11 protein-coding genes are annotated in these 14,870 nt (G+C 70.5%); 7 read left to right on the top strand and 4 right to left on the bottom strand.

The window, feature by feature from the left end; genetic code table 11:
• Positions 1-168 precede the first annotated feature (168 nt).
• The 3 genes from WMF11_RS35415 to WMF11_RS35405 all read left to right on the top strand — a co-directional run bounded on the left by WMF11_RS35415 (position 169) and on the right by WMF11_RS35405 (position 4,419).
• Positions 169-1,368 carry a hypothetical protein gene (locus tag WMF11_RS35415; protein ID WP_437973868.1) on the top strand — a complete coding sequence of 400 codons (1,200 nt, stop codon included), beginning with the start codon at positions 169-171 and terminating at the stop codon, positions 1,366-1,368.
• Entirely contained in the window at positions 1,365-2,123 is a 759-nt protein-coding gene (locus WMF11_RS35410) for a ferritin-like domain-containing protein (RefSeq protein WP_437973867.1), read from the top strand. Before WMF11_RS35415 ends, WMF11_RS35410 begins: the two co-directional genes overlap by 4 nt.
• A 166-nt stretch (positions 2,124-2,289) precedes the next feature.
• Positions 2,290-4,419 (top strand): S9 family peptidase, encoded by a 2,130-nt coding sequence (locus WMF11_RS35405; RefSeq protein WP_437973866.1) that lies wholly within the window; start codon positions 2,290-2,292, stop codon positions 4,417-4,419.
• Positions 4,420-4,534: 115 nt separating this feature from the next.
• Here the strand turns inward: WMF11_RS35405 and WMF11_RS35400 are convergent, their stop codons facing one another.
• Both WMF11_RS35400 and WMF11_RS35395 read right to left on the bottom strand, forming a co-directional pair.
• A complete protein-coding gene (locus WMF11_RS35400; protein ID WP_231864366.1) occupies positions 4,535-5,002 on the bottom strand; it encodes a response regulator in 468 nt (155 codons plus the stop codon).
• Positions 5,003-5,172: 170 nt separating this feature from the next.
• The gene (locus tag WMF11_RS35395) at positions 5,173-5,967 is read right to left on the bottom strand and encodes a TerC family protein (RefSeq protein ID WP_437903656.1); all 795 of its coding nucleotides are present in this window, start codon (positions 5,965-5,967) and stop codon (positions 5,173-5,175) included.
• Between the two features lie 422 nt (positions 5,968-6,389).
• On the opposite strand from WMF11_RS35395, the gene WMF11_RS35390 reads away from it, so the two are divergent.
• Complete coding sequence (locus WMF11_RS35390; RefSeq protein ID WP_437973865.1) at positions 6,390-8,531, top strand: hypothetical protein; 2,142 nt, start codon at positions 6,390-6,392, stop codon at positions 8,529-8,531.
• A 76-nt stretch (positions 8,532-8,607) separates the two neighbouring features.
• Positions 8,608-8,988: an STAS/SEC14 domain-containing protein gene (locus WMF11_RS35385; RefSeq protein WP_437903654.1), complete on the top strand. Its 381-nt coding sequence runs from the start codon at positions 8,608-8,610 to the stop codon at positions 8,986-8,988.
• A gap of 61 nt (positions 8,989-9,049) precedes the next feature.
• On the opposite strand, the gene WMF11_RS35380 is transcribed toward WMF11_RS35385, so the two are convergent.
• A complete protein-coding gene (locus WMF11_RS35380) occupies positions 9,050-11,356 on the bottom strand; it encodes an Rv1355c family protein (protein WP_437973864.1) in 2,307 nt (768 codons plus the stop codon).
• A gap of 84 nt (positions 11,357-11,440) precedes the next feature.
• Positions 11,441-11,869 carry a hypothetical protein gene (locus tag WMF11_RS35375; RefSeq protein ID WP_437543745.1) on the bottom strand — a complete coding sequence of 143 codons (429 nt, stop codon included), beginning with the start codon at positions 11,867-11,869 and terminating at the stop codon, positions 11,441-11,443.
• Positions 11,870-12,515: 646 nt separating this feature from the next.
• Here WMF11_RS35375 and WMF11_RS35370 point away from each other — a divergent pair.
• Positions 12,516-13,964 carry a CoA-acylating methylmalonate-semialdehyde dehydrogenase gene (locus WMF11_RS35370; RefSeq protein WP_437903652.1) on the top strand — a complete coding sequence of 483 codons (1,449 nt, stop codon included), beginning with the start codon at positions 12,516-12,518 and terminating at the stop codon, positions 13,962-13,964.
• Positions 13,964-14,836 (top strand): nitrilase-related carbon-nitrogen hydrolase, encoded by an 873-nt coding sequence (locus tag WMF11_RS35365; protein WP_437709781.1) that lies wholly within the window; start codon positions 13,964-13,966, stop codon positions 14,834-14,836. Before WMF11_RS35370 ends, WMF11_RS35365 begins: the two co-directional genes overlap by 1 nt.
• Positions 14,837-14,870 lie beyond the last annotated feature (34 nt).

Here is a 14,870-nt window from a genome sequence, read left to right as displayed (position 1 = left end):
TCGGACACGGACGCGCACATGCGTCTGGCGGATTCATGTGGGAAAGGCCGGCGCGCGGACCCGGCCTCTCGGGAGTTGCCCACGCTTGCGCCGTGGTGACGGCGGCTTCAGGTACCGCCGCAGCGGTCGTTCATCGGCGCACGAGCACGACGCGCGAGGAGGGGCAACATGGCTCTTGATCTCCTGAGAGAGCGGGGGACACCGCTCGACCGCCAGTCGTTCAACTGGCGTGATCTCGTCCAGGTGCCGTTCAGCAAGCTCGACGACGACGCGTTCACCCGGGTGCGCGTCATCCTGATGAACGGCATCGAGCTCGAGAGCGTGCGGTTCCTGCACAGCTTCGCGCGCATGAACCGGGATCTGCGGCGCGTGCTCGCCCAGGTGCGCCGCGTCGATCACCACCAGGCCACGGTGGTGAACTGGCTCAACCCGCCGGATCAGTCGCCGCTCGAGACCACCATCGGATACGAGCAGGTCGCGATCGAGATCACCGCGCACGTGGCGCTCGCCGAGCCGGACCCGTACCTCGCGCAGGTCTATCGCTTCGGCATGCTCGAGGACTACGATCACCTGTATCGGTACTCGGCGCTCCTGGACCGCCTGGAAGGCAAGGACGCGAACAACATCCTGCAATCGTACACCGACGTGACGGCGGGGCGCCCGACCGCGGTGGAGCACCGCGCGCCCGAGGACGACGTGCGCGCGCCGTACGACCGGCGGACCGCGCACGGGATCACGAAGCTCAACGCGCTCACCATCATGGCGGCCGAGCAGCAGACGCACAACTACTACGTCAACGTCGGGCCGTTCTTCACGGATCCGGTGGCGCGGCTGCTCTACGCCGAGATCGCCTCGATCGAGGAGCAGCACGTCACGCAGTACGAGGCGATCATCGACCCCGAGGAGACCTGGCTCGAGAAGTGGGTCCTCCACGAGGCCAACGAGGTCTACAACTACTGGAGCTGCCTCCAGCAAGAGCAGAACACCCGCGTGAAGCGGATCTGGGAGCGGTTCCTCGACTACGAGCTCGGGCAGCTCCACGTGGCCATCGACCACCTCAACCGGATCGAGCGGCGCGACGCGGCCGAGATCCTCCCCGCGTCGCTCCCGGACCCGGTCTCCCACACGAGCCACCGCCAGTTCGTGCGCGACGTGCTGTCCACGGAGGTGCAGCTCCGCGCCGTCGGCGAGGACATCGTCGATCCGCGGGTCGTCCCGGAGAGCGCCGCGACGATCGCCTACCGGCAGCAGATGAACTCCGCCGGCTCCCCCTCCGAGATCGTGGCCGCGGGCTACCGGTACACGCCGGGCACCGAGCTCTCGCGGCGCGCCGAGAAGATCGACGGACAGAAGGAGGCGACGCCATGAAACAGATCAAGATGGGGACCAACACCACGGGCATCGCGACCTCTCCCATCGACAGCAAGGAGCTCATCGAGTTTGCTCAGGCGATCCCGCCGAGCTCCCCCGGGAGCGAGGCCGAGGCCGCGGCGGTCAGGAGCGAGTACGCGAGGGAGTCGGGCACGGTCGGGAGCGTGCCGCCGCCGGCGAGCCTCAAGGGGGTCGTCAAGGCGGCCGGGGAGCTCATCCAGGGCAGGCCCCCCGCGCTCCTCATCGACAAGCTCGGCGAGCGCCTCCAGTTCGAGCGCTCGGGCACGCGCCTCTACGAGGCGCTGATCGCCAAGCACGACGCGGAGGGGACCTTCGAGGGGGGCCCGACGCGCGCCGACCTCGAGGCGATCCGCGACGACGAGCTCCGGCACTTCGCGCTGCTGAAGCGCGCGATCGAGCGGCTCGGGGCCGATCCGACCGCGATGACGCCCGGCGCCGACGTCATCGGCCTGGCGTCGTCCGGCGTCCTCGCGGTCGCCGTCGAGCCGAGGATCAACCTCGGGCAGAGCCTGCAGGCATTGCTCGTCGCCGAGCTCACGGACAACGACAGCTGGCGGATGCTCATCGACCTGGCGATCGCCTACGGCCAGGACGAGATGGCCGCCGAGTTCCGCGTGGCCGAGCAGCACGAGGCGATCCATCTCGAGCGCGTGCGAGCGTGGCTGTCGAGCAAGCTCGCGCTCGACGCGCGCGGCGAGCCCACCAGCACCACACCGCAGCAAGCCGCCTGACGCCGAGCCGGCACACCCCCCGGATCGGGCGATCCGGGCTGGGCGGATCGGAGGCGCCTTCGGTGCGGCGCCGTAGACCGGCCTCCGGGATCTCGGTTATGACGCTCGGCGCGCGGGCCCGGCGCATGCGGGGTGCCGCCAGCGGCTCCGCGCCCCGGGTGAACCCATGGACTTGCCCCAGAAGCTCCGATCGCTGTTCCTGCTGCCCTTGATCGCGCCGCTCGCCTGCGGCGGCGCTCCGGCGTCCGCGCCGCCGCCCCCCCGACAGGCCGCCGCGCCGGCGCCGGCAGCCCCGGCGGCCGCGGCCCCGGCGGCCGCAGCCCCGGCCGCGCCGACGACGGCCGGGCCGCGCGCCGACGCGACGCTCATGCCGCGGCGCATGCTCTTCGGCAACCCGGATCGCATGTCCCCCCAGATCAGCCCGGACGGCAAGCGGCTCGGGTTCCTCGCCCCCTCCGACGGCGTGCTCAACGTGTGGGTCGGCCCGGCCCAGGCGCCGGCGTCGGCCAAGCCGGTCACGAAGGAGCAGAGCCGCGGGGTGCGCACCTTCCTGTTCCCCTACACGAACGACTATGTCCTCTATCGCCAGGACAAGGCCGGCGACGAGAACTGGCACATCTACGCCGTCGAGCTCAAGACTGGGCAGATCAAGGACCTCACCCCCTTCGAGGGCATCGCCGCGATGTTCGAGGGGATGAGCCCCAAGATCCCGAACGAGATCCTGATCGGCATGAACGATCGGGACAAGAAGGTCCACGATCTCTACCGCGTCGACGTGCGCACGGGCGAGCGCAAGCTCGTGCGGCAGAACGACGGATTCGTCGGGTTCGTCACCGACCATGACTTCAAGGCGCGGCTCGCGTCGCGGATGACGCGCGACGGAGGGCAGGAGTTCCTCGATCTCACCGGCAAGGAGCCGAAGCCCTTCGTCGCGTTCGGGCCCGAGGACGCCGTGACGAGCGAGGCGATCGGCTTCGACGCGGCCGGCAAGACGCTCTATTTCCGGGACAGCCGCGGCCGCGACACCTCCGCGCTCGTCACCCTCGATCTGCGCAAGGCGAAGCCCGCCGTGCTCGCCGAGGACGCGAAGGCCGATGTCAGCGACGTGATCGTCCACCCGAAGACGGGCAAGGTCCAGGCGGCGGCCTCCGAGCGCGAGCGCAAGCGCTGGCAGGTGCTCGACAAGAGCATCCAGCCGGATCTCGACGCCCTCCGCGCGGTCGCCGACGGCGAGCTCGACGTGCTGAGCCGGTCGCTCGACGACAAGCGGTGGACCGTCGGATACACCGTGTCGGACGGCCCCGTCCGATACTACCTCTACGACCGTGACGCGAAGAAGGCGACGTTCCTCTTCACGAACCGCGCCGCGCTCGAGTCGCAGCCGCTCGTGAAGATGCGGCCCGTGGTCATCAAGGCGCGCGACGGCCTCGAGCTCGTGAGCTACCTGTCGCTGCCGCGCGCCGCCGACCCCGACGGCGACGGCAAGCCGGACAGGCCGCTCTCGATGGTGCTCCTCGTCCACGGCGGCCCCTGGGCGCGCAGCTCCTTCCGCCTCGATCCGATGCACCAGTGGCTCGCGAACCGCGGCTACGCCGTGCTGAGCGTCAACTTCCGGGGCTCGACGGGCTTCGGAAAGCGGTTCGTCAACGCGGGCGACCTCGAGTGGGCGGGCAAGATGCACAACGACCTGCTCGACGCCGTGGAGTGGTCCGTCGCGCAGGGCATCGCCGACAGGGCGCGCGTGGCGATCATGGGCGGCAGCTACGGCGGCTACGCGACGCTCGTCGGGCTGACCTTCACGCCGGAGACCTTCGCCTGCGGCGTCGACATCGTCGGCCCGTCGAACCTCGTGACCCTGCTCCAGTCCATCCCGCCCTACTGGGCGCCGATGCTCGAGCTCTTCGCGAAGCGGGTCGGCGACCCCCGCACCGAGGACGGCCGCGATCTCCTGCGCACGCGCTCGCCGCTCTACCGCGCGGACCAGATCAAGCGGCCCCTCCTCATCGGCCAGGGCGCCAACGACCCGCGCGTGAAGCAGGCCGAGAGCGATCAGATCGTCAAGGCGATGACGAGCAAGGGGATCCCGGTCACGTACGTGCTGTACCCCGACGAGGGCCACGGCTTCGCCCGCCCGGAGAACTCCATGTCGTTCAACGCGATCGCGGAGACGTTCCTCGCGCAGTGCCTCGGCGGCTCCTACGAGCCGGTCGGCGGCGACTTCAAGAGGTCGAGCGTCACCGTCCCCGTGGGCGCCGAGGCCGTCCACGGGCTCTCCGCGGCGCTCCCCCGGCCCTGAGCGCGCCGCTCCGCCACGGCGGGCAGGCGCGCTCGCGCGGCGGCGCGCCGTTGCGGGGCGCCGCGCGCCGGCCCGCCGAGGTCCGGGCGCCCCCAGCTGCGGGCGTCCGGCGCCGCTACGTCCGCTGGGTCGACGCGGTCCGCGTGCGCCGCCGCGCCTCTGGCTCGCTCACCGGGGGCGCGCTCGTGAGGTCGTCGAGCGTCTCCAGCAGCTGCTCCAGGTCGAACGGCTTGTTGATGATCCGCGTCGCGTCCGGGTGGTTCGGATCGATGCAGAAGCCGGGATCGCTGAGCGCGGTCACGAGCACGACCGGCGCCGCTCTCCCCTCGGCCGCGAGCGTCTCGATGAGGCGCGGCCCGTCCAGGAACGGCATCACGCAGTCGATGACGATGGCGTCGGGCGGCGCCTGGGAGCGCAGCCGCTCCAGGGCTTCGAGGGGGTCGGTGTACCCCTCGACCTCATACCCTTCCGCCAGCAGCACCTCCGCCAGCGTCTCGACGATCGCGTCGTCGTCGTCGACGACCACGATGCGCCGCTGCCTTCCTCGCTCTGAGTCTCCTTGGTCGTCTCGCTCGTCGCTCACGCTCACCTCGGTGGAGAACCCCGGTGTCACTTCTGGGACCGGCCGCTCTCGCCGTCGACCCTCGTAGACCACCTCTGTGCGAATTGTTTACAGGCTCTCCCGGTGCTCGCTCCGAGCGCCCCGGCCTCCGCCGCCTCTCCGGCTCTTCCGCGGAGATCCCGGCGTGGGGCTCAGCTCCGTGGCGGAGCCTGCTCGTGCGCCGGCGAGAGGTCCGGAGAGCTCCCCATCCTCGTGTGCAGCTGGACGGGCCGCTGGCGCACCCGGAGGCGCATGTTGATGAGCTCGACGCCGAGCGAGAAGGCCATCGCGAAGTAGATATACCCCTTGCTGATGTGCTGGCCCATGCCGTCGGCCATGAGCACCACGCCGATGAGGAGCAGGAAGCTCAGCGCGAGGATCTTCATGCTCGGGTGGCGCTGGATGAACGCGCCGATGCTCCCGGCGAAGACGAGCATCACGCCCACCGCGATGAACATGGCCACCATCATGATCGAGATGTGCTGCGCCATGCCGACGGCGGTGATGACCGAGTCGAGCGAAAAGACGATGTCGAGCAGCACGATCTGCGCGATGACGGAGGGGAAGGACGCCTTCGCCTTCGGCTGATCTTCCTTGGGATCGTCGACCTCGAGTTTATCGAACATCTCGTGGGTCGCCTTGCCAATCAAGAACACACCGCCAGCCAGCAGGATCAGATCACGCCCGCTGAAGTCGTGTCCGAGCAGGCTGAACAGGGTAGCCTTGAGTCCCATCACCCATGAGATCGCGAGCAGGAGGAGCAGCCGCATCCCGAGGGCGAGCACGAGGCCGATGCGGCGGGCGATGGGCTGCTGCTCCAGCGGCAGCTTCGCCGTCATGATGGAGAGGAAGACGATGTTGTCGATTCCAAGCACGATCTCCAGCGCGCTGAGGGTCGCCAGCGTGATCCAGCCGTCGGCGTGCAGGAAGGGGCTCATGTCAGGCATCGGGGTGGCGCTTTGTAGCATGGACAGCCGTGACCGCCCGCCACGTCCGGACCATCGCCCCGCTCTGCGGTGGATCCTGGGCGATCTTGCTCCCGTGTTCAGGGCGCGGGGCGACGGCGATTACGACGGATGCGTGAACGCAAAGTACGTCAACGGTGTTGACGGTGTTGATGGCGTCGACGGAGGCGACACGTCGGCGCGCACGGCACGGCGGCGCTTGACGCGGGATGTTGACATCCGGTACAGAGGATCTGGAAGTACGCGCAAGTGGATCTGCCTCCTTCCCGGCTTCCAGGTGAGCTCCTGCGGGGTGTTGTCGAGCTCGCCGAACAGCGCCGTGATTCCTCGCCATGCTGGCGGAGCAGCCTCGTTGCCTGTTCCTCACGTGGAACGCGTGGCCTCGCGACAGAGGGGGCGACCGCGTGACCGTGGTTCCGAAGATCGGCTTCGGGCAGGACGCGCGCTGGGCCGCCGGCGGCAGCGCTGACGGGGGGCCTCTGGATCGGGCGCTCCTCGGGGGAGATCCGGCGGTCCGGGTGCCGGAGGCGTGCTGGCTGGACGGCGGCGCTGCCTGGCTGCGCATCGAGGGGCGCGACCTGAGCTACCCGATCGTCCTGCTCGGCTCGATGGGCGCCTGGATCGAGCCCGACTATCGGACCTCGTTCCCTTTCGGCAGCGTCGTCCGGGTGCGCCTGTACGCCGGCGACGTCGAGATCGGTCCGCTCTCCGCCGTGCTGGTGCTCCAGTCGATGGGCCTGCGGGGGCCGCTCATCGGGCTGTCGTTCGAGGACGGAACCCCCTCCCGCGCGGCGGGGCAGATCCGCGACGTGCTGCGCGCCCTCGTCGACGCGGGCACGGCCAAGGCGGCCGCGGCGAGCCTGTTCAGGCCATCGGCCACGGACGCGGGGCACGTGCGCGAAGTCATCGACGACCCCAGGAGGGTGCGCAACATCCTCGGCTTCCTGCTGCGGAGGAAGGGTGTCGTCCGCCGCGCCGCCGAGAGCGCGCCGCCCCTCTGCGTGATGCTCAGCGAGGTGGGGGCCGGGACGGTCACGTGGTTCGGCATCAAGGGCTGGAGCGAGGACGCCGCGGTCGAGATCGCCGGGCAGAACTCCGTCTTTCGCTTCAACGTCCGCGCGGACGAGGTGCGCCCGGGCGAGCTCGTCTCCGCGCTGCCGGCGCGCGTGGAGCGCCTCCGCAAGAGCCTGCTGCAGCGGGGCGTCGAGGCCGATCTCACCGCGCGCTTCCTGCACCCCGAGTGGCTTCACATCCCGCCGATCGAGGCCGAGGTGGTCGACGTGTCCTTCTCGGGCCTGCGGATGGCGCTGACGAGGGGACACCCGCCGCTGCTCCCCAGGCACAGGCTCTCGCTGGAGCTCCCCGACGGCGACGACGGCGTCGTCCACCTGCGGGGCGAGGTGCGGTCGGTGTCGGTCGTGGACGGCGCGGACACCCAGCTCTGCAGCGTGCACGTGACCGCCGCGCGGCGCGAGGACGAGCGGCGCTGGCTCAGGCTCGTGTCCCGCATCCTGCACGCGACGACCTACGGGGGGACCGCGTGGCAGGCGGAGCTCTGGGATCTCTTCGACTCGTCCGGCTATTTCAACCTCTCCGGGCGGCGGCCGGAGCACTTCGAGGCCATCAAGCCGAGCTTCCTGACCATGGCGCAGAAGGCCGCGGCGGTGCCGCACCTCCTGTACAACGTGGCGTGTCTGTCCGAGCACGGGATCGAGGGCAATTTCTCGATCATGAAGCCATACCACAGCACGTGGATGATTCATCAGCTCGCGAAGCGGCCAAAGTCCGCGTCGAACCTGAGCTCCCGGCAGGTGCTCCGCGACATGTTCACTCGCTGCTTCGAGCACGCGATGGCCGACCCGGAGTGCCGCTGGATCATCGCCTACGCGGAGGCGCACGTCGCGTGGAACGAGCGATCGCTGTTCGAGTTCGCCCGCGCGCGCCACGAGACGGGCCACGTCCTGTCGCTGCCGTTCCGCCTGATGGGGGTGGACGCGCGCGCCGCGCCGCGCGCGCCGCGCGAAGCCGGCGGGCCGATCGAGATCGGCGAGCCGACCCCCGGGGAGCAGGCGGCGCTGCTCGGCCTCCTGTGCGCGACGTCGCCGCGCATGTACGCGGAGGCGCTCGATCTCGTGCCCGGCAGGCTCGGGATGGGGCCCTGCGTCGAGCGCTGGCGCAGCGCGGGCCTGGAGCGGGAGCGCGTGCTCCTCGTGGCGCGCCAGCACGGCGAGCCGCTGGCGGTCGCGGTCCTCGAGCTCGGCGAGCTCGGAACGAACCTCTTCCGCCTCCTCGACTCGATCCGCATCTTCCCGATGCGCCCCGGCGGAGACGCCGCGCTCGGCCCGCTGCTCGACGCGGCGTGCGGCTGGTTCCGCAGCCACGACAGGAAGTCGTTCATCTACTTCGGTGAGCGCGGCAAGCTGACGTTCGACGGTCCTGCCGGCGTGCACGACCTCGGCGAAGGACGGCTGTGGATCGTCGCCAGGGAGCTCGTCCCGGAGTTCGTGGAGCATGTCTACCGGCTCACCGAGCCGAAGCCGCGATAACGGCCTGGATCAGCGGCGGCGCGACGCTATGGTCTCTCGGTCTCAGTCTCGCTCTCGGTTCTCCAGGTGAGGCGGCATGTACCAGCTCAAGATCGACCTCATCAACGCGCTCATCGAGGTCACGTTGCAAGGCGTCGTGCGCACGGAGGAGGCGCAGGCGTACGCCGCGGAGTACAAGAAGGCCCTCGGCTCGCTCTATGGCCGGAGGATCCGCGTCCTCGTGGACTTCCGTGGCTTTTCCATCGCCTCCGAGGAGGCGACGGAGCTCCTCCGCGACATCGCGGCGACCTCGACCGCGATGGGGGTGATCAGGGCCGCCGAGCTCGTGCAAAGCGATCTCGCGGCGCTTCAGGCGAGCCGGATCGCCCGTGAGGCGGGGACCGCGCAGCTCGTGCGGGTCTTCAAGGACGAGGCAGCCGCGCGCAGCTGGCTCTTCGGCGATCGCCCGACGCCGTGAGGGCCGGCGCTGCGCGGGCCGCCGCGGCGCGCCGTGCAGGCTGCCCGCCCGCGGCGCCGGGTCAGCGCACGACGAGCACGTCGTCGATGGGGCGGCGGAGGGAGCGCGCCGAGACGGGGCCCGCGAGCGACAGGCGGAAGAGCAGGACCTCCGCCGTCGCGTCGGTGACGTCGAACAGCCGGAGATAGCGCTCCCGGAGCCCGGCCGCGGCCTCCGCGGTCTCCGCGTCGAGCCCCTCGCCGCGGCCCCGGATCAGCCGCGCGAACAGGTAGGGCAACGTCGTCATCGGGTAGACCGCGATGCCCAGCTGCGTCGCGGTGAGCCACGCGCGCTCGACCGCCCGGCCGCCCTGGAAATAGTCGGTGAGCCGGGCGCGCGGCAGGGTGATCAGCCCGACGGCCGCCGCGCAGCGGATCGCCTTCTGCGCCATCCTCTCGAGCCCCCGGCCGCCGCCCCAGCGTCGCACGAGCTCCAGGGCGCGGTAATCCCGGCAGATCTTGAACCCCGCGAGATCGGTCGGCGAGAGCTCGAGCGTGCCGACGAACAGCCCGTCCCGGCGCGCCTCGGCCTCCGCCTCGGTCCAGCGGACCTCCCGCATCATGTCGGCGTGGGTCTGCCTGGCGAGCATCCGGAGCCGATCGCCGGCGCCGATGAGGGCGCCGATCTCGTCGAGCTCCGCCGGCGCCTCGAGCAGCCCGAGGCGCGCCCCGGGGATGGACTCGACAGCGGCGCGGAGGGCGGCGCGGTGCTCCTCCGCGAGCGGCGCCCGCTGGCCAGGGCGCCGGTTCGTGTGCCGGAGCCCGATGGCGTCCGCGAGGCCATCCATGGCGTGGTCCTCGGCGCCGGGGGTCGGCGCGCCGAAGAACGCGAACGTGGCGGCCAGGTCCTCGTCGCCCTCGCACGGGAACGGCGAGACGCGCACGCCGAGCCCCTCGCGGTGCGCGGCGAGGACGACGTTCTCGGCGGCCGCGCCGAGCGCGACCACGCCGCCCGCGCCCTGGAAGTCGGCGAGCGACTCGGAGCGCGCCCGGTCGTGGAACAGCCCGAGGCGACGGCCCTCGTGGACCCAGAGCCAGGGCTGGCAGTTGCCGCCCGAGGGCGCCGCGACGCCCGCCGCGACGAGCCGCCGCAGCCGCGCCGGGTCGAGCGCGACGGCGCCGGCCTCGGCGGCCGGGAGCGGGCCCGCCGCTGCGGCGAGGGCAGGGCCCGGCGCGCGCGGCGCGTCCGCGGCGGCGGGCTCCCCCTCGGGGCCGCTGATGAGCTCCTCGAGGTCGACATAATACCGGCCTGACCGCACCGGCTCCCCGAGGGCGATCCGGCGCGCCGTGTCCGCGGCCGCCGCCCCGCCGTGGACGACCGCCGACCCGAGCTGAGGCCATGTGCTCACCGACTGCTGCACCTCGACGAGCGACGCGCGGAGCCGGAGCGAGATCGCGTCTTGCCCGATGATCTGCATGACATAAGGCACCTTGTCCTCGGTCGACAGGCCGCGGACGCGCTCGGGCGTGAGATCGCCGACGAGCCCGTGGAGGATCGGCCGATCGCCCTCCCGATCGAAGCGCTCGACGTCGATGAGCCCCCGGTCGCTCGTCTCCATCACGACCGGTATGCGGTGGGCGCGCGCGGTCGTGCGGAGCAGGAGCTTGATATCGAGGCTGTCGCACTCGTCCACGAGGACATCGAGCTTGCCCCCGTCGAGCAGGAAGCGCTCGATATTGTCCGCCGTGACCCCCTCGGGGAAGCACGTCACGTGGAGGAACGGATCGAGCTCGGCGATCTCGCGCGCCGTGGCGACGACCTTCGGCAGGTCGAGGTTGTGCGCGCCGGTCCGGATCCGGTTCAGGTTCGAGAGATCGAGGTGGTCGAAGTCCGCGAGGCGCAGCTCGCCGGCGCCCCGCTCGAGCGCGATGGTCATCGCCACGGACTGCCCCACCGAGAGGCCGACGACGCCGATGCGCCGGCGGGCGAGCGCCGCCTGCTCCTCGCCGCTGATCTTGTGCTTGTTCCGGTCGGTCCGCAGCTCGACGAACTCGGCCTCATCGAGCAGGTGCACGAGGCGGTGCGACCACGGATAGTGGACCCAGACTCCATAGGCCTCGATGGGGGCGCCGTTCAGGTGCTCTCCCACGAGCCGCGCGACGTCCCGCTCACCGAGGCGCTCCCGGGGGTGGCGGGTCTTCACGAGATCGGCGAGCTGCCGGCCGATCGTGTCGAAGATCTCGATCCGGGCGTCGTCGTGGAGCAGGCGGCCGAGCTCCTCCGCGTCGTCCTCGCGCGCCGGGCGGAAGAAGCGGGGACGCCACGCGCCGTTCGGGGCCTCTCGCGCCGCTCGCGAGGAGATGAGCTGCTGCCAGCGGGTCGTGTTCATCGCGGTGGTCCGATCCCCCTCCTGCCACCCTCCTACCACCCCCGCGCCCCAGGCGTCGCCACGATCTCCCCGGCGGCCCCCGGGTCAGCGCGGCGCGCGGGACGGCCGGCCCTCGATCTCGAGTCTCATCTTCGTGACCTTGTGTTGCACCTCGGCGGCCTCAGGCCCGGTGATCTCCAGATAGCGCAGCGCGGCCACGACGTCGCTGCCCCGGAACGCCTTGACCCGCGGGTTGAACCAGCTGAGCGCAGTCCCGATCTGCCGGACGAGGAGCGCGTCCGTGCAGATCGCCACGGTGAGCGCGGTCTTGCTGACGTAGTCGTTGATGGATGCCCGCTGCTTCGCGTTGGGTCCCCCCCCGGCGGTCACCACGAGAGTCTTCGTGCAGGTGGGCGGGAGACTGCCCGCCGCCTGCATATACCCTTCCCATTCCTCGTCGGTCGGCGGTTCCCTGCCGTGGACGGCGATGAGCACGTGCTCCGTCGTGTCGAACAGCATGCTGGGTTTCGTCATCGTCTCACCGAGCGCGCACCGATCTTACGTCTGCGCACCGCCGAGCCGCCAGCGCGCACAGCCATCCCCTGGGATAGTCGTGCGCCTGGCCACCGGGCAAGGATCCGCGAGGTCCATGGGGTGCACCTAGGACGGTTCGATCGACGGAGCAACGACCGCGAGCGACTTTCGATGCGGTGCTCCGGTGGACGGGCCGCGCCGCGCTTCGGCGCGACTCCCATGCGGCGCGCGCGGCGGCGAGGGAGTCGCGCCGGGCCGGCTCGACGTGGGGCATCGCGGCGGATGGAGTCGCTCGAGCGGCAGGGTCCTCTCGTTCGCGTCGCTCGTGTCGTTCGCGTCGTTCGCGTCGTTCGCGCGGCCCAGCCAGGGCATACCCGAGTTATTTCCAAAGTATTTCATGACGTGCTGCTGGGCAGTTGCACGGTGGGCCGCCAGCTGCTCTGTGGTCTATACTACGGGATGTGCGCTGGGGATCTTCCGTAGGCGGGTGCGGCGCGTGCCGCGTCGCACCGAGGCTTGACGGATGGCCCCCACCGCATGTAGCGCTCGATCGGTGGGCTGTGGTGCCCAGCAGCCAGGGGCGGCGCCCGGCCTGTTGGTCGGGGCTGCCGAGTGACGACCTCGCCGGGGGGAAAGGTTTTTCACGATGCGTGTGCTGGAAAACTTCGTCGGCGGCGCCTGGTCTCGAGCCTCGGGGGCGACGCGCCTCGAGGTGAAGAACCCGGCGACCGGGGAATCTCTTGCGGAGGTGCCCCTCTCGACGGCGGCCGACGTCGACGCGGCGGTGAAGGCCGCGCAGGCGGCGTTCCCCGGCTGGAGCGCGACGCCGCCGGTGCAGCGGGCGCGCTACCTCTTCAAGCTGCGCGAGATCTTCGACGCCCATCGCGACGAGATCGCGGCGATCTGCACCTCCGAGCACGGCAAGACGCTGGCCGAGGCCCGGAACGATTTCGGTCGCGGCATCGAGAACGTCGAGCACGCGGCCGGCATCCCGGCCCTCCTGATGGGGCAGGCCCTCGAGGACGTCGCGTCCCGGATCGACTGCCACACGATCCGCCAGCCGCTCGGCGTCTTCGCCGCGATCACGCCGTTCAATTTCCCCCCGATGGTGCCGCTCTGGTTCTTGCCGTACGCCATCGCGACGGGGAACACGTTCGTGCTCAAGCCGTCGGAGCAGGTCCCGCTCTCGCAGCAGCGCATCTTCGAGCTGATCGAGCAGGCCGGGCTGCCGCCCGGGGTGGTGAACCTGGTCCATGGCGGCCGTGACGTCGTGAACGCCTTCTGCGCGCACAGGGACATCGCGGGCGTGTCGTTCGTCGGCTCGTCGGCGATCGCGCGCCACGTGTACAAGAGCGCCGCGGAGGCGGGCAAGCGGGTCCAGGCGCTCGGCGGGGCGAAGAACTTCCTCGTCGTGATGCCGGACGCCGAGCGGCAGATGACGGTCGCCAACGTGGCCGAGTCCATCTACGGCTGCTCCGGCCAGCGATGCCTGGCCGGCAGCGTCGTCGTGTGCGTCGGCGACACCTACGAGGCCGTGCGCGACGGGCTCGTGCGCCACGCGAAGGGGATCGTGCTGGGCGACGGATCGAAGCCGGGCGTGACCATGGGCCCGGTGATCTCGGCGGCGCACAGGGACCGGGTGCTCTCGTACATCAACCAGGGCGTGGCCGAGGGGGCGACGCTCCTCCTCGACGGCCGGGACGCCAGGGTCGAGGGGTATCCGGACGGCAACTGGGTTGGGCCCACGGTCTTCGACGACGTGCGGCCAGGGATGGTGATCGCGACCGAGGAGATCTTCGGGCCGGTCGCGTGCCTGATGCGCGCGAACGACCTCGACGAGGCGATCGCGATCGCGAACCGGAGCGAGTACGGCAATGCGGCGTCGATCTACACGTCGAGCGGCCGCGCGGCGCGCGAGTTCCAGCACCGCGTCGGGGCCGGGATGGTCGGCGTGAACATCGGCGTCGCGGCGCCCATGGCCTTCTTCCCCTTCGGCGGCCAGAAGGGCAGCTTCTTCGGCGATCTGAAGGCGCACGGCCCGACGGCCATCGACTTCTACACGGAGCGCAAGATCGTCATCACGAGGTGGTTCTGATGGCACGAAATGTACTTGGCGGGCTCATCCAGTGCTCCACCCCGATCGCCGACGACGGCGCCTCCGTCATGGCCATCCGGGACGCGATGTTCGAGAAGCACCTGTCGTTCATCGACGAGGCGGGGAAGAGGGGTGTGCAGATCCTCTGTTTGCAGGAGGTCTTCAACACACCTTACTTCTGTCCTTCGCAGGACGCGAAATGGTGCGATGTCGCCGAGCCCGTCCCCGGCCCGACGGTCGAGCGGCTCGCGGCGTACGCCAAGAAGTACAAGATGGTGATGATCATCCCGATCTACGAGCGGGAGATGGCGGGCGTCTACTACAACACGGCCGCCGTGGTCGACGCCGACGGCACGTACCTCGGCAAGTACCGGAAGACGCACATCCCGCACACGAACGGGTTCTGGGAGAAGTTCTTCTTCAAGCCGGGGAACCTCGGATATCCCACGTTCCAGACGCGGTATGCGCGGATCGGGGTCTACATCTGCTATGATCGCCACTTCCCGGAGGGGGCGCGGCTGCTCGGCCTGAACGGCGCCGAGATCGTGTGGAACCCCTCGGCGACGGTCGCCGGGCTCTCCCAGTACCTCTGGAAGCTCGAGCAGCCCGCGCACGCCGTGGCCAACGGCTACTTCATCGCCGCCTCGAACCGCGTCGGCACCGAGGCGCCGTGGAACATCGGCAAGTTCTACGGGACGAGCTACTTCTGCGACCCGCGGGGCAGCTTCCTCGCGACGGGGAGCGAGGACAAGGACGAGCTCGTCGTCGCCGAGATGAACCTCGACCTGATCGAGGAGGTGCGGAGGACGTGGCAGTTCTACCGCGATCGCCGGCCCGAGACGTACGGCGAGCTCACGGAACAGCTGCCCTGAGGGCCCGGGGCGGCGGGAGGGCGGCGCCGCCCCC

Origin of the sequence: Sorangium sp. So ce295, assembly GCF_051527405.1 — a bacterium.
Lineage (GTDB): Bacteria > Myxococcota_A > Polyangia > Polyangiales > Polyangiaceae > Sorangium > Sorangium cellulosum_B.
The sequence above is the reverse complement of the archived record's forward strand: the minus strand, read 5'-3'. Positions and strand labels throughout refer to the sequence as shown.

Excerpts from the sequence above, each read along its gene's own strand:
- WMF11_RS35415 (WP_437973868.1), top strand. The coding sequence starts at position 169 with ATGGCTCTTGATCTCCTGAGAGAGCGGGGGACACCGCTCGACCGCCAG.
- WMF11_RS35370 (WP_437903652.1), top strand. The coding sequence starts at position 12,516 with ATGCGTGTGCTGGAAAACTTCGTCGGCGGCGCCTGGTCTCGAGCCTCG.
- WMF11_RS35385 (WP_437903654.1), top strand. The coding sequence starts at position 8,608 with ATGTACCAGCTCAAGATCGACCTCATCAACGCGCTCATCGAGGTCACG.
- WMF11_RS35395 (WP_437903656.1), bottom strand. The coding sequence starts at position 5,967 with ATGCCTGACATGAGCCCCTTCCTGCACGCCGACGGCTGGATCACGCTG.
- WMF11_RS35365 (WP_437709781.1), top strand. The coding sequence starts at position 13,964 with ATGGCACGAAATGTACTTGGCGGGCTCATCCAGTGCTCCACCCCGATC.
- WMF11_RS35405 (WP_437973866.1), top strand. The coding sequence starts at position 2,290 with ATGGACTTGCCCCAGAAGCTCCGATCGCTGTTCCTGCTGCCCTTGATC.
- WMF11_RS35380 (WP_437973864.1), bottom strand. The coding sequence starts at position 11,356 with ATGAACACGACCCGCTGGCAGCAGCTCATCTCCTCGCGAGCGGCGCGA.
- WMF11_RS35375 (WP_437543745.1), bottom strand. The coding sequence starts at position 11,869 with ATGACGAAACCCAGCATGCTGTTCGACACGACGGAGCACGTGCTCATC.
- WMF11_RS35410 (WP_437973867.1), top strand. The coding sequence starts at position 1,365 with ATGAAACAGATCAAGATGGGGACCAACACCACGGGCATCGCGACCTCT.